General features: G+C 67.1%; 19 protein-coding genes and 3 tRNA genes. 13 read left to right on the top strand and 9 right to left on the bottom strand.

Features of this window, described 5'->3' with window-relative positions; all coding sequences use genetic code 11:
- Nucleotide 1: 1 nt before the first annotated feature.
- The 11 genes from HNQ73_RS15400 (at nucleotide 2) to HNQ73_RS15350 (ending at nucleotide 5,539) form a co-directional block, all read left to right on the top strand.
- Complete coding sequence (locus HNQ73_RS15400) at nucleotides 2–142, top strand: hypothetical protein (protein WP_183335821.1); 141 nt, start codon at nucleotides 2–4, stop codon at nucleotides 140–142.
- Entirely contained in the window at nucleotides 139–393 is a 255-nt protein-coding gene (locus HNQ73_RS15395) for a hypothetical protein (protein ID WP_183335819.1), read from the top strand. The genes HNQ73_RS15400 and HNQ73_RS15395 overlap by 4 nt, the downstream gene beginning before the upstream one ends.
- On the top strand, nucleotides 390–1,031 hold the full coding sequence (locus tag HNQ73_RS15390) for a hypothetical protein (protein WP_183335817.1): 642 nt from the start codon (nucleotides 390–392) through the stop codon (nucleotides 1,029–1,031). The genes HNQ73_RS15395 and HNQ73_RS15390 overlap by 4 nt, the downstream gene beginning before the upstream one ends.
- Before the next feature lie 37 nt (nucleotides 1,032–1,068).
- Entirely contained in the window at nucleotides 1,069–1,275 is a 207-nt protein-coding gene (locus HNQ73_RS15385; protein WP_183335815.1) for a hypothetical protein, read from the top strand.
- A 14-nt stretch (nucleotides 1,276–1,289) separates the two neighbouring features.
- On the top strand, nucleotides 1,290–2,396 hold the full coding sequence (gene dnaN, locus HNQ73_RS15380) for a DNA polymerase III subunit beta (protein WP_183335813.1): 1,107 nt from the start codon (nucleotides 1,290–1,292) through the stop codon (nucleotides 2,394–2,396).
- 3 nt (nucleotides 2,397–2,399) lie between these two features.
- On the top strand, nucleotides 2,400–2,645 hold the full coding sequence (locus HNQ73_RS15375; protein WP_183335811.1) for a hypothetical protein: 246 nt from the start codon (nucleotides 2,400–2,402) through the stop codon (nucleotides 2,643–2,645).
- Nucleotides 2,638–2,856, top strand: a complete 219-nt coding sequence (locus HNQ73_RS15370; protein ID WP_183335809.1) for a hypothetical protein — start codon at nucleotides 2,638–2,640, stop codon at nucleotides 2,854–2,856. Before HNQ73_RS15375 ends, HNQ73_RS15370 begins: the two co-directional genes overlap by 8 nt.
- On the top strand, nucleotides 2,856–3,188 hold the full coding sequence (locus HNQ73_RS15365; RefSeq protein ID WP_183335807.1) for a DUF4326 domain-containing protein: 333 nt from the start codon (nucleotides 2,856–2,858) through the stop codon (nucleotides 3,186–3,188). Before HNQ73_RS15370 ends, HNQ73_RS15365 begins: the two co-directional genes overlap by 1 nt.
- 13 nt (nucleotides 3,189–3,201) lie before the next feature.
- Nucleotides 3,202–3,678, top strand: a complete 477-nt coding sequence (locus HNQ73_RS15360) for a thermonuclease family protein (RefSeq protein ID WP_183335805.1) — start codon at nucleotides 3,202–3,204, stop codon at nucleotides 3,676–3,678.
- Nucleotides 3,675–4,067, top strand: a complete 393-nt coding sequence (locus tag HNQ73_RS15355; protein WP_210305316.1) for a dihydrofolate reductase — start codon at nucleotides 3,675–3,677, stop codon at nucleotides 4,065–4,067. Before HNQ73_RS15360 ends, HNQ73_RS15355 begins: the two co-directional genes overlap by 4 nt.
- A gap of 275 nt (nucleotides 4,068–4,342) precedes the next feature.
- Nucleotides 4,343–5,539: a peroxisomal biogenesis factor 3 gene (locus HNQ73_RS15350; RefSeq protein WP_183335803.1), complete on the top strand. Its 1,197-nt coding sequence runs from the start codon at nucleotides 4,343–4,345 to the stop codon at nucleotides 5,537–5,539.
- An 87-nt stretch (nucleotides 5,540–5,626) separates the two neighbouring features.
- Here HNQ73_RS15350 and HNQ73_RS15345 read toward each other — a convergent pair.
- The 8 genes from HNQ73_RS15345 to HNQ73_RS15310 form a co-directional block, all read right to left on the bottom strand.
- A tRNA-Asp gene (locus tag HNQ73_RS15345) sits at nucleotides 5,627–5,703 on the bottom strand.
- 773 nt (nucleotides 5,704–6,476) lie between these two features.
- Nucleotides 6,477–6,552 (bottom strand) — tRNA-Val (locus HNQ73_RS15340).
- 108 nt (nucleotides 6,553–6,660) lie between these two features.
- Nucleotides 6,661–6,939: an HU family DNA-binding protein gene (locus HNQ73_RS15335; RefSeq protein WP_183335801.1), complete on the bottom strand. Its 279-nt coding sequence runs from the start codon at nucleotides 6,937–6,939 to the stop codon at nucleotides 6,661–6,663.
- A gap of 302 nt (nucleotides 6,940–7,241) precedes the next feature.
- Nucleotides 7,242–9,671 (bottom strand): endopeptidase La, encoded by a 2,430-nt coding sequence (gene lon / locus HNQ73_RS15330; RefSeq protein ID WP_183335799.1) that lies wholly within the window; start codon nucleotides 9,669–9,671, stop codon nucleotides 7,242–7,244.
- 248 nt (nucleotides 9,672–9,919) lie between these two features.
- A complete protein-coding gene (gene clpX / locus HNQ73_RS15325; RefSeq protein WP_183335797.1) occupies nucleotides 9,920–11,185 on the bottom strand; it encodes an ATP-dependent Clp protease ATP-binding subunit ClpX in 1,266 nt (421 codons plus the stop codon).
- Nucleotides 11,186–11,418: 233 nt separating this feature from the next.
- A complete protein-coding gene (locus HNQ73_RS15320) occupies nucleotides 11,419–12,042 on the bottom strand; it encodes an ATP-dependent Clp protease proteolytic subunit (RefSeq protein WP_183335795.1) in 624 nt (207 codons plus the stop codon).
- A gap of 85 nt (nucleotides 12,043–12,127) precedes the next feature.
- On the bottom strand, nucleotides 12,128–13,531 hold the full coding sequence (gene tig / locus HNQ73_RS15315; RefSeq protein WP_183335794.1) for a trigger factor: 1,404 nt from the start codon (nucleotides 13,529–13,531) through the stop codon (nucleotides 12,128–12,130).
- A gap of 73 nt (nucleotides 13,532–13,604) precedes the next feature.
- Nucleotides 13,605–13,691, bottom strand: a tRNA-Leu gene (locus tag HNQ73_RS15310).
- A gap of 211 nt (nucleotides 13,692–13,902) precedes the next feature.
- Here HNQ73_RS15310 and HNQ73_RS15305 point away from each other — a divergent pair.
- Nucleotides 13,903–15,339 carry a multicopper oxidase family protein gene (locus HNQ73_RS15305; RefSeq protein ID WP_183335786.1) on the top strand — a complete coding sequence of 479 codons (1,437 nt, stop codon included), beginning with the start codon at nucleotides 13,903–13,905 and terminating at the stop codon, nucleotides 15,337–15,339.
- Nucleotides 15,340–15,358: 19 nt separating this feature from the next.
- Here the strand turns inward: HNQ73_RS15305 and HNQ73_RS15300 are convergent, their stop codons facing one another.
- On the bottom strand, nucleotides 15,359–16,867 hold the full coding sequence (locus HNQ73_RS15300) for an NAD(P)H-hydrate dehydratase (RefSeq protein WP_183335784.1): 1,509 nt from the start codon (nucleotides 16,865–16,867) through the stop codon (nucleotides 15,359–15,361).
- A gap of 205 nt (nucleotides 16,868–17,072) precedes the next feature.
- Between HNQ73_RS15300 and HNQ73_RS15295 the strand changes: the two genes are divergently transcribed.
- Entirely contained in the window at nucleotides 17,073–17,411 is a 339-nt protein-coding gene (locus tag HNQ73_RS15295) for a P-II family nitrogen regulator (protein ID WP_183335782.1), read from the top strand.
- The last annotated feature ends 51 nt before the right edge of the window (nucleotides 17,412–17,462 follow it).

Genomic DNA, 17,462 nt, shown 5'->3' with positions numbered 1-17,462 from the left:
GATGGCAGACGTCCTCTCCATCATCGCCGCCACTGTCCTTATCGGGCTCGGCCTTTTCTTTGCGGGCATCGCGTGGGTGCGCTGCACCAGCGCCCCCGCCCGCGGCTTCTACGGCGACCAGATCGACGAGGATCGGCCATGAGCCCGCGCCCGCTGACGCAGGCCGAGGTGGACGTCATGGCGGAGCGAGCCCGGCTGCGGTGCGAGGCCCCGCATTGCCGGGGCGACATGGCCCGCGCAGCCGCCCTCTACGCCAGCCTTTCGACGCTGCCGGAGGCAGTGCGCAGCCATGAGGATCGCCAGCGCGACCTTGTGCTCGCCGGTGCCATCATCCTCGCCGAGATCGAGCAGATGGACGCTGCCGCCCACGACTGCATGAAGGACACCGCATGACCTGGCTCTCGACCACCACCGGCAGGATCGTCGACCTGCTCAGGCCCGACCCGGCGGCGATCGACTTTCGCGGCGACGTGGCGCCGCAGCTTGCCCGCGTGGCGCGCTTCGGCGGCGCCGTCGGCAGCGGCGCCTATTCCGTCGCGCAGCACTGCGTCGTCGGCGCCGACGCACTCTATCACGAGACGCGCGACCCGACCCTCGCCGCGGCCTTCCTTTTGCATGACGCACATGAGTACCTCATCGGCGACATCACCACGCCGGTGGTCGAGGCGCTCAGCGTGCATCTCACGGTCGACAACGGCCGCGAGGTCGCCGTGCGCGTGCCCGAGGTGCGGATGCAGCTCTCCCGCCTCAAGTCCCGCCTCGACCAGGCCATCCACCATGCCGCCGGCCTGCCGTGGCCGCTGCCACGCCACACGGCGGCAGTTGTCAAGGCGATGGACCTTCGCGTGCTGCGCACCGAGCGGGACCAGCTCACGGTGCCGTGCGGCCGCAGGTGGGCCTCCGAGGTGGAGGCGGCCAAGCCCGTCCCCATGCGCGGCCGCCTCACCGTGTGGCCGTGGCCCAAGGCTGCCGACGAGTGGCTCATGCGCCTCGACCGCTACTGTCCCCAAGCCCTTAACCGCGCGGCGTGAGCCGCGCCTGGGCTGCAGCTCCAGGAGAACGGTCGCCATGCCGACCATCACGAAAACCGTCGAGGTCGACGTCGACATCACGCCGCAAGATGTCGCCCACCTCTCGTGCGACGACAACATCGACCGTGCGGCGTTCGAGATCAGGCACAACAACCTGCGCGAGGCCGCCATCCACATTGCTCGGGGCGTTCCGGCGCTGCGCGACCTGCCGGACCTCGTCGATCGGGTCCTGGGCCGGGCATGAACGGAGGCACCGTCATGCACATCACCATCGATCGGGGCGCCCTGCTCAAGCCGCTCGCGGCCCTCAACCGCATCGTCGAGCGCCGCCCCACCATCCCCATTCTCGGCAACGTGCTGCTGCAGGCCAGGGGCGGGCATCTGCGGCTCCAGGCCACCGACCTCGACATCTGGGCCGAGGCCAGCGCCCCCGCCGTCGTTGACGCGCCCGGCGCCCTCACGGTACCCGCCGCCACCTTCCACGACATCGTCCGCAAGCTGCCTGACGGCTGCCAGATCGAGCTGACGGCCGAGGGTGGTGGCGCCCGCCTTCTCGTCAAGGCAGGCCGCTCGCGCTTCGTCCTGCTGTCCCTGCCCGAGGAGGATTGGCCGGGCCTGCCCGACGAAGACCTGCCGCACCGTTTCGCCCTGCCGGCCAGGGCGGTGCAGCGCATCCTCACACACACGACCTTCGCGATCTCGTCGGAGGAGACGCGGTACTACCTCAATGGCGTGCACCTGCACGCCACTGAAGGCTGTCTTCACGCGGCAGCGACGGACGGGCACCGCCTCGCCCACATTACGGTGCCGCTGCCCGATGGCGCCGCCGGAATGCCACCCGTCACTGTGCCCCGCAAGACGGTTGGCGAGCTCGCCCGCCTTGCGGCCGACGCAGAGGGCGACATGGACTTTGCCGTGTCAGGCTCGAAGGTGCGCTTCGCAGCCGCCGGCATCACGCTCACCTCCAAGCTCATCGACGGCCCCTTCCCGGACTACCGGCGGGTCATCCCCACGGGAAACGACAAGATTGCGACCCTCGACAGCGGAGTTCTCAAGGCGGCCGTCGACCGCGTGACGACGCTCTGCGGTGAGCGCGGCCGGGGCGTGAGGCTCGACTTCGCGCCAGTAACCCTCACCCTGTCCGTGACCAATGCCGACGCGGGCGAAGCGAGCGAAGAGGTCGTCGCCGACTTCGAGGGCGAGCCCCTCACCATCGGCTTCCAGGGCCGCTACCTCTCCGAGATCCTCGGCGTCCTCGCCTCCGACACGGTGCGCCTCGCCCTCGCCGATGCCGGCTCTCCCTGCCTCATCAAGAGCCACGATGGCGCCGAGGCGCTCATCGTGCTCATGCCCATGAGGGTTTGACCAATGCGCCATCTCAGCATGATCGAACGCTTCGAGGCCGAGCGCCGGCGCTGCCGGCTCGCCTACGAAAAGGCCCGGCGCTGCCATCGCGGCGTCGGCCGGGCCGCTCAGGCGCTGCGCACGGCTACGCACGCTGCCCTCCGCGCCGAGGTGTGCGAGCTTCGTCGGCTGAAGCGCGCCGTCGAGCAGGCCCGTCGCCGAGAGTCCGAGCCTATGCCCGACCTGTTTTTGGAGGACGCGCATGTGTGACCTTGCCGCCTGGAATCTCGTGGCCGACAGGCTGGAGGTGGCAGCGCAGACCCGTCGGGCGATCGCCGCGAGCATGTCGACAACCGTTCCGAGCAAGTCGGGTGGCGAGGTGACAGTCACCACTGCCGAGGGGGCACTCAAGCTCAAGGTGGCCGAGGCACTCGAAGGGCTCGCCAGCGACATCCGACATATTCTGCAGGAGAAAAGCTGATGCCTTCGCCCGTCAGGGTCCAGCTCTCCCGTCGCAAGGCCTGGCGTCTGCCGCCCGACACGGTGAAGGTTGATCGCTCCACCCGCTGGGGCAACCCGTTCGTCGCCGGCAAGCACGGCACTCAGGCCGAGTGCGTCGCGCTGTTTGCGCAACTCGCCCGCGGCTACGTGCCCATCACCTTCGGCCGGGAGACCTACGAAGCCGCCCGCGAAAGCCTGCGGCTCATCTGCGAGGAGATCGGCAATTTGCGCGGCAAGAACCTCGCCTGCTGGTGTGGGCTGGACCAGCCATGCCATGCGGACGTGCTGCTGATGCTCGCGAATCGCTCATGAGAGGATCCCGCCAATGCTGATGCGCACTCCAGGCTATCACCTACCGCCCACAGGCCCCCGGCAATTCCGCAGACGCGCCGCGTGGGCCCTCGGCGGCATTGTCGTGTGCTGCCTCGTCATCTACGCCGCCCTGACGGCCGCCAGAGCCTCCGAGAGCCGGATCGTCGCGGTCGATGGCGACACGATCTACGTCGGCGATGAGGCGATCCGCATCGTGGGCCTCGACGCGCCGGAGACCTATCAGGCCCGCTGCGAGAGCGAGCGACAGCGCGGACACCGCGCCACCGAACACCTGCGCTACCTGCTCGACGCCGGCCACATCGCCATCCGGCGCCAGGGCCGTGACCGCTACGGTCGCACGCTGGCCCGTGTCTACGTGGACGGGCACGACGTGGCGCGGCTGATGATCGCAGCGGGGCACGCCGTGCCCTACCACTGCCACGGCGGACGGTGCCCGAGGCGCATCGACTGGTGTGGAGGCGCTGGATGATCGATGTCCGCCTCATCGCCGCCATCGGGCGGCGCGGACAGCTCAGCCTCGCGGGGCACCTGCCGTGGCACGAGCCCGAGGATTTGGCGTGGTTCCGCCAGCAGACGCTCGGCGGCGTGGTCGTCATGGGCTTTCGCACCGCGCGCATCGTCGGCGCGCTGCCGGACAGGACAGTCGTGCCGTGGCTCGGCCAGGAGCCTGCGGCCTTCCTCGAGGACGTTGCCCGCAATCACCCCGGCCGCACCATCTGGATTGCCGGCGGCGCCAAGACCTACGCCCGCTTTCTGCCCCACGTCCGTCGGGCCATCGTGACGCTCATCGACTATGACGGTCCGGCCGACGTGTGGATGCCACAGCTATGGGAGACCTGCAGTGCGCTTCCGTGTTGAGCCCTTGGACGTACCGCCCAGCGTTGCCGCCCGGCGCCTCGGCCTCACCCCGGCAGAGTTCGAATACCGCCTGCCCCGCCTGCTTTCCCGCGGCTTCCCGCCAGCGGACCCAGACACGGGGAATTACGATCTTGAGGCAATCGACCGGTGGCGCCACCGCCGGCACCCGCACCTTTTCCCCGACCAGGCGGCCACCTTGACTGCGCCGCCCGTGGCCCGCGATGCTTCTCAGGTCGTCCGGCAACGCATCGCGGGGCTGCGCAACGGTGGGTAACGTGAAGATACCCTACTACGTCGTCGTCAAGGGGCGCGGCTATTGGCAGCCGACCCGCAAGATGCGCTCCCTGGGCTTCCAGACGGTGCGGTGCGGCCCGGACGGCCCCGCAGCGTGGAAAATCGCCTCTGAATGGAACGCACGATGGCAGGCGGCGCGCCGAGGTCTTGCGCCGCCGCCGGTCGCCGGCGCCGACGGCCCCCTCTCGCTCGAGATGTCCGAAGAGATGACGTTCTATCCCCCTGGCTCTCTCGGAGAGGCGTTTCGCCGCTATCGGCAGACCGACGAATGGCGCTCGGCCAAGAAAGCGCGCACGCGGGAAGACTGGTGGCGCGGATGGAAGCGCATCAAACCGGTCTTTGGCGACGTGGATCCGCGCACGGTCACGCTCGAGGACATGAGTGCCTGGCGCAAGGCAATCGAGGAATCGGTCTCGTTACGCGAGGCGCACCGCGCCCTGAAGATCTGGCGCGCCCTGTGGAAGGTGGCCGCCGCCCTCCACTACTGCGATCGCGACGCGGACCCGTCCCTCGCAGTCCGCAACAAGGCCGCAAAGGGGCGCTCGAGCACGTGGAGCGAGGGCGAAGTCGCCCGCCTGGCCAAGGAGGCATGGCGGCAGGGCTACCGAGGCCTGGCAGTGGGGCTCGCCATCATGTGGGACAGCCAGCTCTCCCCCGGCGATGTCCGCGCCCTCACCCTTCGGCAGCTGTCAAAGACCGCTACCGGTGCAACGTTCTTCACCCAACGCGGCAAGACGAACGCGCATGTCGGCGGCATCCTGTCGCGCCGCACCGCCGCGTTGCTGCAGGCGTACCTCTCGAGCCTCGGCGTTGTGCTGCACGACGACGCGCCGATCCTGCGCACCCGCGGGCTGTCCGAGCCCACCGCAAAGGGCGGGCGGCCGCGTCCGAGTGTCCCCTACACCAAGGACACCATGGCTGCCGATTTCCGCGCGATCCGCGCAGCGGTGTTCGGGGACGGCGAGAGAAGGCAACTGCTCGATATCCGCCGCTCGGGCGCCGTCGAGGCCATCACTGGCGGCGCCGAGGCGGAGCAGCTGGCTCTCGCCATGGGCAACACCCTGGCCGCCTCCAACCAGCTCTATGAAACCTACGTCCCGCCCAACCTCACGGTAATCCGACAGGTCCACGACGCGCGACGCGAAGGGCGCCGAAAACTGCGGGATGGGAACGCCTGAAGCACAAAAAGTCTGAACTCGCCGGCCGAGTTCAGACTCGCCCCAGATGGGGCTGTCTACCAAGTCTTTGGAATGCAAGGAGGAAAGTGGCGGGAGTGACGGGGCTCGAACCCGCGGCCTCCGGCGTGACAGGCCGGCGCTCTAACCAACTGAGCTACACCCCCGCGGCGAACGTGTCGTTCGCTGTGGTGGCGCTGACTTACGACCCGCCCCTTCTGCTGTCAAGCGCACTTGGCCTCGTCTGTGAAAAAAGCAGAGAAACAGCCGCTCGCGCCTGTGGACAGCGAAAAGGTGACGGCAAACGTGGAATGCATCTTCCGTCGCCGACGCCGACCGGGCGATTCACCGCCCTGGAATCGGCCCGACTCGCGGCAAATGCGCCCCCTCCCCGGCTCTCACGGCCGGAAACCAAGAACTGCGTCGTTTTCCGGACGCGAATCCGGCCGCTACGAAGGTGCGAAGGAGGGAAGCGAATCCCGATGCGGCGCAGATCAGCCCATCGGTACGGACATAGCGAAGCCCCGACCGCATTCCTGGGGGGCATGGATACGATCAGGGCTCGCAGCGGAGGTCACAAAGCACCGCATCGAGAATGTGGGGAGCCCTGGCGTCCCGTTCAATGGGCCGGAGCGAACGCCGGCAGATATATCATTCCGGCCCGGATGGCCGGCGACAACACCGGGCGGAAGGATCGGCTGGGAAATCGATTCCCGCACGGAATCCGGGCAGCCGGCGGCGGGACGGAAAGGTCGATACGGGAACCGGCGAGGGTCCTTGGGGCTGGTGAGGGGCTCAAACCGCCCACGCTCTCGGTCCCTGGAGGTGCTAGACACCTGAGGGCGCCACGCGGCGGGTGCATGTTCCCTGCCCACTACATTTCCCACCGATGCGGCTGCCGTTCAGGCCACCAGCCCAATGATTGATCGGGAGGAATTCTTGGTGGGCGGTGACGGGCTCGAACCGCCGACCCTCTCGGTGTAAACGAGATGCTCTACCGACTGAGCTAACCGCCCATCATTCTGGAAGTGTTTAGGGGCGAGCCGGGCCTCTCGCAAGGGCCCTGGCTCCGTCCACGAACGGACGACGAAACGGCCTCGTGCGGTCGGCTCGCCCCCGCAACATCACTTGCCGTTGACCGCGTCCTTGAGAGCGGCGCCGGCCTTGAACTTGGGCGCCTTGGACGCCGGCACGGGGATCGTCTCGCCCGTACGCGGATTGCGCGCCGTACCGGCCGCACGATCGGCGACCGCAAAGGTGCCGAACCCGACCAGCTTCACTTCATCGCCCTTCTTGAGGGCTTCCGTGATGGCGTCAATCGCCGCGTCGATCGCCTCGCTGGCCTGGGTCTTCGTGAGGCCCGCCTTCTCGGCGACGGCCGAGACGAGTTCACCTTTGTTCATGCTGTCCTCCTTGCATTCGCGCCATCACAGCTGCGAACCGAAAGCGCGCCATCCGACGCGGACACGTCCGCCCGCAGCAGCAGCGGCACGCCAAACCCCGATGCCGCAGAATCCCAATAAATGCAACGCTTACAGCCCGCAAAACCACAAAAAAGCACCCTTCGGACGCCGTGAAGGTGCCTCGGACCGATCCGGAAGGCCCGCGGCCGGCTTTTTCAAGCCCAGCAAGCGAATCAGGGCCCTTTGCGAAAAAGGCGGGACCGATGGTCCCGCCTCTTCCATCTCATGCGCGAGAAGCGTGATCAGTGTGCCACGAGGCCGGCGCCGTCCTCTTCGCCAGAGGCGACGGTACTCTTGCTGGACACTGGCTCCTCTTCCCAGACAATCGGCTCGGGCTGGCGCACCAGCGCGTGAGCGAGCACCTGCTCCATCCGCGACACGGGCACGATCTCGAGGCCGTTCTTCACCGAGGCCGGAATTTCCGCCAGATCCTTGGCGTTGTCCTCGGGGATCAGCACCTTCTTGATGCCACCGCGCAGGGCGGCAAGGAGCTTCTCCTTGAGGCCGCCGATCGGCAGCACCCGACCGCGCAGCGTGACCTCGCCCGTCATGGCGACGTCGCGACGCACCGGAATGCCCGTAAGCGTCGAGACGATGGCGGTTGCCATGGCGATGCCGGCGGACGGGCCATCCTTCGGGGTCGCCCCCTCGGGAACATGCACGTGGATGTCACGCTTCTCGAACAGCGGCGGCTCGATGCCGAAGTCGACCGCACGCGAGCGGACGTAGGACGCCGCCGCCGAGATCGATTCCTTCATCACGTCCCGCAGGTTGCCGGTGACGGTCATCTTGCCCTTGCCGGGCATCATGATGCCTTCGATCGTCAGCAGCTCGCCGCCAACCTCTGTCCAGGCGAGGCCCGTGACGGTGCCGACCTGGTCCTCCGCCTCGATCTCGCCGTACCGGTACTTCGGCACGCCGAGATAGTCGGCGATGTTGTCGGCGGTGACGGTGATCTTCTTCTTCTTGGTGAGGATGATCTCCTTCACCGCCTTGCGGATGAGGTTGGCGATCTCGCGCTCGAGGTTGCGCACCCCCGCCTCGCGCGTGTAGCGGCGGATGAGGGTGAGCAGACCCGCGTCGTCGATCTCCCATTCCTTCGGCTGCAGGCCATGCTTGGCGATGGCGTTGGGAATGAGATGCCGGCGGGCGATCTCGGCCTTCTCCTCTTCCGTGTAGCCGGCGATGCGGATCACCTCCATACGGTCGAGCAGGGCCGGCGGAATGTTGAGCGTGTTCGCCGTCGTCACGAACATCACGTTCGACAGGTCGTAGTCGACCTCGAGGTAATGGTCGTTGAACGTGGAGTTCTGCTCAGGATCCAGCACCTCCAGCAGGGCCGAGGCCGGGTCGCCGCGGAAGTCCATACCCAACTTGTCGATCTCGTCGAGCAGGATAAGCGGGTTGGTCGTCTTGGCCTTCCGCATCGACTGGATGATCTTGCCGGGCAGCGAGCCGATGTAGGTGCGCCGGTGGCCGCGGATCTCCGCCTCGTCACGCACGCCGCCGAGCGACATGCGCACGAACTCGCGCCCCGTCGCCTTGGCGATGGACTTGCCGAGCGAGGTCTTGCCGACGCCGGGCGGGCCGACGAGACACAGGATCGGGCCCGTCAGCTTGTTGGCGCGCTGCTGGACGGCCAGATACTCGATGATGCGCTCCTTGACCTTGTCGAGGCCGAAGTGATCGGCATCGAGGATCTCCTGCGCCAGGTTGAGATCCTTCTTGACGCGCGAGCGCTTGCCCCACGGGATGCCGAGCAGCCAGTCAAGGTAGTTGCGCACCACCGTCGCCTCGGCCGACATGGGAGACATCTGGCGCAGCTTCTTGAGCTCGCTCTGCGCCTTTTCGCGCGCCTCCTTCGTCAGCTTTGTCTTCTCGATGCGCTCTTCCAGTTCGGCGATCTCGTCGCGCCCGTCCTCGTCGCCGAGCTCCTTCTGGATCGCCTTCATCTGCTCGTTGAGGTAGTACTCGCGCTGCGTCTTCTCCATCTGGCGCTTGACGCGCGTGCGGATGCGCTTTTCCACCTGCAGGACGGAGATCTCGCTCTCCATCAGGCCGAGAACCTTCTCGAGCCTGTCGGACACGGAGGTCGTCTCGAGGATCGACTGCTTGTCGGCGATCTTCACCGCAAGATGCGACGCAACCGTGTCGGCGAGCTTCGACGGATCGTCGATCTGCGTCACCGCAGAGACGACCTCGGGCGAAACCTTCTTGTTCAGCTTGACGTAATTCTCGAACTCCGAGACCACGGAGCGCGCGAGCGCCTCCGTCTCCACCGGATTGCCGGCGGATTCGGCGAGTACCTCCGCCTCGGCCTCGTAATAGTCGTCGCTACGCGTGTACTGACGCACCTTGGCACGGCCGGCCCCCTCGACGAGCACCTTCACGGTGCCGTCGGGCAGCTTGAGAAGCTGCAGGACACTGGCCACAGTGCCGACCTGGTAGATTGCATCCGTCGCCGGATCGTCATCCGAAGCGTTGATCTGCGTTGCGAGCAGGATGTGCCCGTCGTTCTTGACCACTTCCTCGAGGGCGCGGATCGACTTCTCCCGGCCGACAAAGAGCGGCACGATCATGTGCGGAAAGACGACGATGTCGCGCAGTGGCAAGACCGGGTAGACGGCAACAGTGCCCGGAATGGCCGGCTGACGGGGCTTGGAGTTCGTCATAGCCCTCAGTTCCTTTCCATTGCGCCCACCCCCGCCCCTATGGGCCGACAGTGGACGGATTGTCGGGAGCGCTCACCGCCGCTGCGGCTGCCCCGACACACCTTGCCGGCACCTCTTCCAAGAGCATGCCGGCAGCTGGTGTTGGCAATAAGGTGGCGTGCCGCATCGCAGGTTTCAAGAAACGAAGCGGGGTGATATCCCGAAAGGGGCATCGTCCCCGCTCCAAACGCCCGGCGAGAAAACGTCTGTCACGCACTGGCGCTCGTTTCGGCCTGTCGATCCGCATAGATGAACAGCGGCTTGGCCTTACCCTCGACCACCTCGGGGCTGATGACAACCTGCTCGACGCCCTCGAGGCTCGGCAGGTCGTACATCGTGTCGAGCAGGATGCTCTCCATGATCGACCGCAGGCCGCGGGCGCCCGTCTTGCGCTCGATGGCCTTCCGGGCAATGAGCTGGAGCGCCTCGTCCGAGAAGGTGAGCTCGACGTTCTCCATGTCGAAAAGCCGCTGGTACTGCTTCACCAGCGCATTCTTCGGCTCCGTGAGGATCCGCACCAGCGCCGTCTCGTCGAGGTCCTCGAGCGTCGCGATGACCGGCAGGCGGCCGACGAACTCGGGGATGAGACCGAACTTCAGCAGATCCTCAGGCTCGACCTCACGGAAGATCTCGCCCGTCCGGCGATCGTCCGGGGCCTGCACGTTGGCGCTGAAGCCGATCGACGTGCCCTTGCCGCGGGCGCTGATGATGCGCTCGAGGCCGGCGAAGGCGCCGCCGCAGATGAAGAGGATGTTGGTGGTGTCGACCTGCAGAAACTCCTGCTGCGGGTGCTTGCGCCCGCCCTGAGGAGGCACCGAGGCGATGGTGCCTTCCATGATCTTCAGAAGCGCCTGCTGCACACCCTCGCCCGACACGTCGCGCGTGATCGACGGATTGTCGGACTTGCGGGAGATCTTGTCGATCTCGTCGATGTAGACGATGCCGCGCTGGGCGCGCTCGACATTGTAGTCGGAGGCCTGCAGCAGCTTGAGGATGATGTTCTCGACATCCTCGCCCACGTAGCCGGCCTCGGTCAGCGTGGTGGCGTCGGCCATCGTGAAGGGCACATCGAGGATACGCGCCAAGGTCTGGGCGAGCAGCGTCTTGCCGGAGCCCGTGGGGCCGACAAGCAGGATGTTCGACTTTGCCAGCTCGACGTCGTTGTGCTTCGAGGCGTGCGCCAGGCGCTTGTAGTGGTTGTGCACCGCGACGGAAAGCACCTTCTTGGCGTGGTCCTGGCCGATGACGTAGTCGTCCAGCACCTTGCTGATCTCCTTCGGCGTCGGCACGCCGTCGCGGGATTTCACCAGCGAGGACTTCGACTCCTCGCGGATGATGTCCATGCACAGTTCCACACACTCGTCGCAGATGAACACGGTCGGTCCAGCGATGAGCTTGCGGACCTCGTGCTGGCTCTTGCCGCAAAATGAGCAGTAGAGCGTGCTCTTGGCGTCGCCACCGCTGGTCTTGCTCATGGTCCGTCTCCGCTCGATCCGCCCGTGTCGCACCACGCGATACGAGCGTCATCACATCTTCATATAGGCGTTGATCTAAGAAAGGGTAATCCGCGATCTCCGCCCGGCGCCACCGCGCCGATTCATTCGACGACGGCTACCATGCAATCATGGTGCCGCAAGCCGATCAACAGAAATGGGACGGCACGCCGTCACCGACGTCCGTCCCCCCGCCCTGTTCCGGGGATACGGTCTCAGGCTGCGACCTCCGGTCGCGACGTCAGCACCTGGTCGATGATGCCGAAGTCGCGGGCCGCGTCGGCAGTCATGAAGAAGTCACGCTCGAGAGCCTGCTCGATGGAGGCGAGATCCTTGCCCGTGTGCTTCACGTAGATCTCGTTGAGGCGACGCTTCAGCGCCTCGATCTCGCGCGCGTGGATGAGGATGTCCGTCGCCTGGCCCTGGAAGCCGCCTGACGGCTGGTGCACCATGATGCGGGCGTTCGGCAGCGCGAAACGCTGCCCGGGCTCGCCGGCGGCCAGCAGCAGCGAGCCCATCGAGGCCGCCTGGCCGATGCACAGCGTCGAAACGGGACAGCGGATGAACTGCATTGTGTCGTAGATGGACAGCCCCGACGTCACCACTCCGCCCGGCGAGTTGATGTAGAAGGAGATCTCCTTCTTCGGGTTCTCCGCTTCGAGGAACAGGAGCTGCGCCACGATGAGCGAGGCCGAGTAGTCCTCCACCGGCCCGGTGAGGAAAATGATTCGCTCGCGCAGGAGGCGGGAGTAGATATCGAATGCACGCTCGCCGCGGTTGGACTGCTCCACCACCATGGGCACGAGCGTGTTGTTGTAGACCTCTAACGGATCTCGCATCGTCGTCCTCGTCGGTTCCGATTGCCCGCGGTCGTGAACCGACCCTGCGGGCGATCCTGCTGCGAATCGCCCGCAGGATAGCCTGTTACGCCTTCTTCTTGGACTTCGAGGCCTTCTTGGCCTTCTTGCCCTCGTCCGCGCCAGCCTCGCCGTCCTCGTCATCCGAGAACAGAACCCCGCGCGACACCGTCTTTTCCGTCACCTTGACCTGGCCGAGGAGGTGGTCGACCACCTTCTCCTCGAAGATCGGGGCCCGGATCTCGGCAAGCGCCTGCGGGTTCTTGCGGTAGTAGTCCCACACGGCCTTTTCCTGGCCGGGGAACTGGCGGGCGCGCTCGATGACGGCCTGCGTCACCTCGTCGTCCGTGATCCTTACATCGGCCTTCTCGCCGATTTCCGCAAGGACCAGACCGAGGCGCACCCGACGCTCGGCGATGCGGCGGTACTCGGCCCGCGCTTCCTCCTCGGTCGTGTCCTCATCGGCGAAGGTCTTGCCGGACTGCTTCATCTCGGCCTCGACCTGGGCCCACACGCCGGCGAACTCCTGCTCGACGAGGCTCGGGGGCAGCTCGAAGTCGTACTGTTCGTCGAGCGCGTCGAGAAGGAGGCGCTTCAGTTTGCGGCGGGACTGAGCGGCGAAGTCGCGGCCGATCGCCTCACGCAGCGCGTCCTTCAGCTTCTCGAGCGACTCCATGCCGAAGCCCTTGGCGAGCTCGTCGTCGATCTTGAGCGGATCGGGAGACTCGACGGCCTTGACCTTGACGGCGAAGGACGCAGCCTTGCCGGCGAGGTTCGGCGCCAGGTAGTTCTCGGGGAAGGTGACATTGACCGTGCGCTCCTCGCCGGCCTTGGCGCCGACGAGCTGGTCCTCGAAGCCCGGGATGAAGGAGTTCGAGCCGATCTCGACCTTGATGTCCTCGGCCTTGCCGCCCTCGAAGGGCTTGCCGTCGATGGTGCCGACGAAGTCAACAGTCACGCGGTCGCCGGCCTCCGCAGCGCCGTCCTTCGGCGAGAAGCTGCGGTTCTGCTTGGCCATCCGCTCCAGGGCCTCATTGATGTCGGCTTCACCGACCTCGGCGACCTCCTTGGTCAGCTCGATGCCGGAGTGATCCTTGATCTCGATCTGAGGCAGGACCTCGAGCGCGACGGTGAAAGCGAGATCTGCCTTCGCTTCCATCACGGCCTCGATCTCGGCCTTGTCCTCGGGGAACGTGACCTGAGGCTCCTGGGCGAGCTTCAGCGAGTGCTCCTCGATGATCCGGCGATTGGCGTCGTTGACGGCATTCTGCACCACGTCCGCCATCACGGCGCGGCCGTAGAGCCGGCGCAGGTACGACAGCGGCACCTTGCCCGGGCGGAAGCCGTTGATGCGGACACGATCTTTCAGTCCGGCCAGCTCGCCCGTGAGCTTCGATTCCAGATCAGCGGCCGGCACGACCACCTTGAACTCGCGTTTGAGCCCCTCGGACAGGGTTTGCGTCGCCTGCATCTTAACAGCTCTATTCCGTTCGCTCTGAATGATTCATCACAAGGGCCGGCACGCCGAACCCCACCAAGGCGCTTGGTGCGGGCGGAGGGCCTCGAACCCCCACGACTTGCTCGTCACTGGAACCTAAATCCAGCGCGTCTACCAATTCCGCCACGCCCGCAACCGGAGCCTCGCCCTGCGGCGAGACCCCTTCCGGGACGGGGCTCTATATCATGACAGAAGCGTGATGCAGCAAAAAAATGACGCCCCTGCCTCTTGTGCCACGCGTTGCGGGGCGCCTACACGCAGTATCCGGACCGCGGCCGGTTCTGCTGCGTTCGAGCCCGGGCCCCGCGGCAGATCGGGGGGTCTCCTACAGTGTGGCGATCGCCATGGCTTACTCAGACGGAAAGACGCTCCCTCGCCGGTCCCCCCTGATCGCGTCGGCAACCCGCCGCTCGTTCGTCAAGGGACTGGGCGGGTTCGCACTCCTTGTTGGCACCGCGGGCCCGGCCGGCGCCCAGACGGCCGCCGGAGAGGTTGCCCCCGGGACTGTCCGCCTCGACGCCGCCCCGGCGAAGGTGCGGCTCCATCCCAAGGCGCCGGGAACCGCCGAGCTGTGGAGCTTCACGGGCGATGCAGCCGGGGCGCGGCTGCAAGCCCGCCTCGGTCAGCCGCTCGCCCTCCAGCTCGCCAACCGGCTGCCGCAGCCGGTCTCCATGCACATCCTCGGCCTTCCCGTCGACAATGTGCTCGACGGGGCTGTGCCGCTCGCCGGCGAGGCCGTGCCGTCGGGCGAGGAGCGCACGATCACCCTGGCGCCCGGCCGGCCGGGCATCTTCCTCCTGCGTCCGGGTTCCCTCGCCTATGCCGCCGAGCAGACGGCGCGTGGCCTCTACGGCACGCTCGTCGTCCCGGAGCCGCAGCCGCTCGCCGTGGACGAGGACGTGACGATCATCCTGTCCGACTGGGCACTCGATCCGAGTGGTGCCCTGCGGGCGGGCACGGTGGAGGAAGCCGGCGCCGCCGGCCAGCTCGGGAACTGGGTGACGGTGAACGGCACCGAGGCCTCCGCCGCGACACTGCAGACCATCACGCTGCCCCGGCGCGGCCGTGCCCGGCTGCGCCTCGTCAACACTGCCACGGCGCGCCGATTCATTCTGCGCTTCGATGCCATGGACACAATGGTCATCGCCGTCGACAGCATTGCCACGGAACCCTTCGCCCCGGCGCGTGGAGCGTTGCCGCTGTTGCCGGGGGGGCGCCTTGATGTCGTCGTGACCCCGCGCGAAGGGGCAGTGATCCGCCACCTTCTCGGACAGCAAGCGGAGCCGCTCCTCGCCTTCTCGGCGGGCGCCTCCACATCGCCGCATGCGGATGCTCCGCCACCGGCCCTGCCCGCGCCCGACATGCCCGTGGCGATCGACCTTGCGGCAGCACGGCGCGCCGACGCGAAGATCAGCGGCGGGCTTGACCCGACCAACCCGACGGCCGGGATCGATGCCACACGCATCTGGCAGATCAACGGCGCCGCCTTTCCCGACCAGCGAGAGCCGCTGCTGCGCATCCCGCGCGGCAAGCCGGCCGTGCTGGCCTTCACCAACGAGACCAATCATGTGCAGATACTGCATATGCACGGCCATTCCGTGCGACTGCTGCACCCGCTCGACGACGGGTGGGAGCCCTACTGGGTCGACACCTTCGCCGTCCCGCAAGGGCGCACAGTGCGGATTGCCTTCGTCGCCGAAAGGCCGGGGCGCTGGCTGATCGGCTCCGCCGTCCTCGACAAGCTGGCGGCCGGCCTCGCTGCCTGGTACGAGGTGACATGAGAATCCGATTCAGGAAATCTTAGTTTCCTGTTGAAAACAAAAGCTCGAGCAGCTCCCGCCAGACGCGCGGGAGCATCTCCGGCAGATCCTCGGCGATGAGGCCGGGTCCGAAGGCGGCAGCGGCCGCTCCGTGCATCCACACGCCGGCGCAGGCGGCGGCGAAGGCGGGCATCTCCTGCGCCATGAGGCCACCGATGATGCCGGCGAGCACATCGCCCGTGCCGGCTGTCGCAAGCCACGGGGGCGCATTTTCATTGATGGCGGCGCGCCCGTCCGGCGCAGCGATCACCGTATCCGGCCCCTTGAGCACGACGACGGCTCCGCTTGCGGCGGCCGCGGCGCGGGCCCGCTCGAGCTTGGAGCGCGCCTGTGCCACGCCCTCCGCCTCGCCGAACAGCCGGGAAAACTCCCCTTCATGCGGCGTCAGCACGACGCCGGACGGCACTGCGGAAGTCACCATCTGCCACAGGCCGGCGAGATTGCCCGCGAAGCTCGTCAGCGCATCCGCATCGAGCACGAGGTGACGCTGCGCAGCGGCGGCCACCTCGACCATGCGGCGCGTCTCCTCGCCGACACCGAGCGCCGGCCCGAGCACGAGGGCATTGAAACGCGCATCGCCGAGGATGTCCGCGAGCCCCTCGGCGCCATCGACGGGGCGGACCATGACGGCGGTGAGCTGCGCCGCATTGATGGCAACGGCATCAGGCGGCGAAGCGACCGTGACGAGCCCGGCCCCCGCTCTCAGCCCGGCGCGGGCGGCAAGGCGCGCGGCCCCCGTCCGCGATGGCCCGCCCGAGGCGACGACGAGATGGCCGCGCTTGTACTTGTGGCCGGCGGCGTCCGGCCGCGGCAGCATGTCGCTCCAGAGGCCGGGGGCGTTGGCGGCGGTGCGCACGCCGAGATCGGCCACCGTCGCGTCAGTGATGCCGATGTCCGCGACATGCACCCGGCCGCAGTGCATCCGCCCCGGCAGCAGGAGATGGCCGGGCTTGCGCCGCGCGAAGGTGACGGTCTCATCGGCCTCGACGGCGCAGCCGCGCACGGCGCCGGTGTCGCCGTCGATTCCCGAGGGCACGTCGACCGCCACGACATGGGCCCGGCTTTCGTTGACCGCCGCGATCACGGAGTCGACGGGCGCCGCAATGTCGCGCGCGAGCCCGGCGCCGAAGATGGCGTCGACGACGACGTCGAAGCCGTCGGCTGTCCAGCCTTCGAGCGGCAGGACCGCGCCCGCCCAGCCGCGCGCCGCCTCGGCGGCGTCGCCCCTCAGCCGATCGGGCGGGACAAGGGCATGCACGGCGACATCATGCCCGGACTTGGCCAGGAGGCGCGCGACGACATAGCCGTCCCCTCCGTTGTTGCCGGGGCCGCACAGGACGGCGACGCGCAGCCGCCCGGAGGCACGGGCGAGCACGCGCTCGGCCACCGCTTGCCCTGCTCGCTCCATCAGCACGATGCCCGGCGTGCCGCCGGCGATGGTGCGCCCATCCGCCGCGGCCATCTCGGAACAGGTCAGAAGCTCAAGCATCGTGCACTCCGCCGCCACATCGCCCATCCGCCCAGAAAAGAAGATGAAAAATTAGGCATCTGCACAATTTTTCGCCTCCATATCTCGCGCGACTGCAACATTGCGCGGCAGGTATCGGCCACTTCCCCATGGCCGGCCGATCGTCTTTGATGGTAAGAGCCAGACGAGCTGTTTGCACTGACTGATCCTGCGGAGGCTGCACGGCATGAAGAAGATCGAAGCGATCATCAAACCCTTCAAGCTCGACGAGGTGAAGGAAGCGCTTCAGGACGTCGGCCTGCAGGGTATCACCGTCATTGAGGCCAAGGGTTTCGGGCGCCAGAAGGGCCATACCGAGCTCTATCGCGGCGCCGAGTACGTCGTCGACTTCCTGCCCAAGGTGAAGATCGAGATCGTGCTCGCCGACGAGATGGTCGACCGGGCGGTCGAGGCCATCCGGAAGGCGGCCCAGACGGGTCGGATCGGAGATGGCAAGATTTTTGTATCCACGGTCGAGGAGGTCATCCGCATCCGCACCGGCGAGACCGGCATGGACGCGATTTGATCCGACCAACGCCACCCCACGGGCCGCTGACGGCCAGTTCCACTAGAGGAT

It is taken from the genome of Chelatococcus composti (assembly GCF_014201415.1).
GTDB classification, from domain to species: Bacteria; Pseudomonadota; Alphaproteobacteria; order Rhizobiales; family Beijerinckiaceae; genus Chelatococcus_A; species Chelatococcus_A composti.
Note: the sequence above shows the minus strand (reverse complement) of the source record. Positions and strands in the feature narration are given on the sequence as shown.

Bases quoted from the DNA above. Each gene is read 5' to 3' on its own strand.
- HNQ73_RS15400 (WP_183335821.1), top strand. From the start codon at position 2: ATGGCAGACGTCCTCTCCATCATCGCCGCCACTGTCCTTATCGGGCTC.
- HNQ73_RS15395 (WP_183335819.1), top strand. From the start codon at position 139: ATGAGCCCGCGCCCGCTGACGCAGGCCGAGGTGGACGTCATGGCGGAG.
- HNQ73_RS15390 (WP_183335817.1), top strand. From the start codon at position 390: ATGACCTGGCTCTCGACCACCACCGGCAGGATCGTCGACCTGCTCAGG.
- HNQ73_RS15385 (WP_183335815.1), top strand. From the start codon at position 1,069: ATGCCGACCATCACGAAAACCGTCGAGGTCGACGTCGACATCACGCCG.
- dnaN (WP_183335813.1), top strand. From the start codon at position 1,290: ATGCACATCACCATCGATCGGGGCGCCCTGCTCAAGCCGCTCGCGGCC.
- HNQ73_RS15375 (WP_183335811.1), top strand. From the start codon at position 2,400: ATGCGCCATCTCAGCATGATCGAACGCTTCGAGGCCGAGCGCCGGCGC.
- HNQ73_RS15370 (WP_183335809.1), top strand. From the start codon at position 2,638: ATGTGTGACCTTGCCGCCTGGAATCTCGTGGCCGACAGGCTGGAGGTG.
- HNQ73_RS15365 (WP_183335807.1), top strand. From the start codon at position 2,856: ATGCCTTCGCCCGTCAGGGTCCAGCTCTCCCGTCGCAAGGCCTGGCGT.
- HNQ73_RS15360 (WP_183335805.1), top strand. From the start codon at position 3,202: ATGCTGATGCGCACTCCAGGCTATCACCTACCGCCCACAGGCCCCCGG.
- HNQ73_RS15355 (WP_210305316.1), top strand. From the start codon at position 3,675: ATGATCGATGTCCGCCTCATCGCCGCCATCGGGCGGCGCGGACAGCTC.
- HNQ73_RS15335 (WP_183335801.1), bottom strand. From the start codon at position 6,939: ATGAACAAAGGTGAACTCGTCTCGGCCGTCGCCGAGAAGGCGGGCCTC.
- lon (WP_183335799.1), bottom strand. From the start codon at position 9,671: ATGACGAACTCCAAGCCCCGTCAGCCGGCCATTCCGGGCACTGTTGCC.
- clpX (WP_183335797.1), bottom strand. From the start codon at position 11,185: ATGAGCAAGACCAGCGGTGGCGACGCCAAGAGCACGCTCTACTGCTCA.
- HNQ73_RS15320 (WP_183335795.1), bottom strand. From the start codon at position 12,042: ATGCGAGATCCGTTAGAGGTCTACAACAACACGCTCGTGCCCATGGTG.
- tig (WP_183335794.1), bottom strand. From the start codon at position 13,531: ATGCAGGCGACGCAAACCCTGTCCGAGGGGCTCAAACGCGAGTTCAAG.
- HNQ73_RS15305 (WP_183335786.1), top strand. From the start codon at position 13,903: ATGGCTTACTCAGACGGAAAGACGCTCCCTCGCCGGTCCCCCCTGATC.
- HNQ73_RS15300 (WP_183335784.1), bottom strand. From the start codon at position 16,867: ATGCTTGAGCTTCTGACCTGTTCCGAGATGGCCGCGGCGGATGGGCGC.
- HNQ73_RS15295 (WP_183335782.1), top strand. From the start codon at position 17,073: ATGAAGAAGATCGAAGCGATCATCAAACCCTTCAAGCTCGACGAGGTG.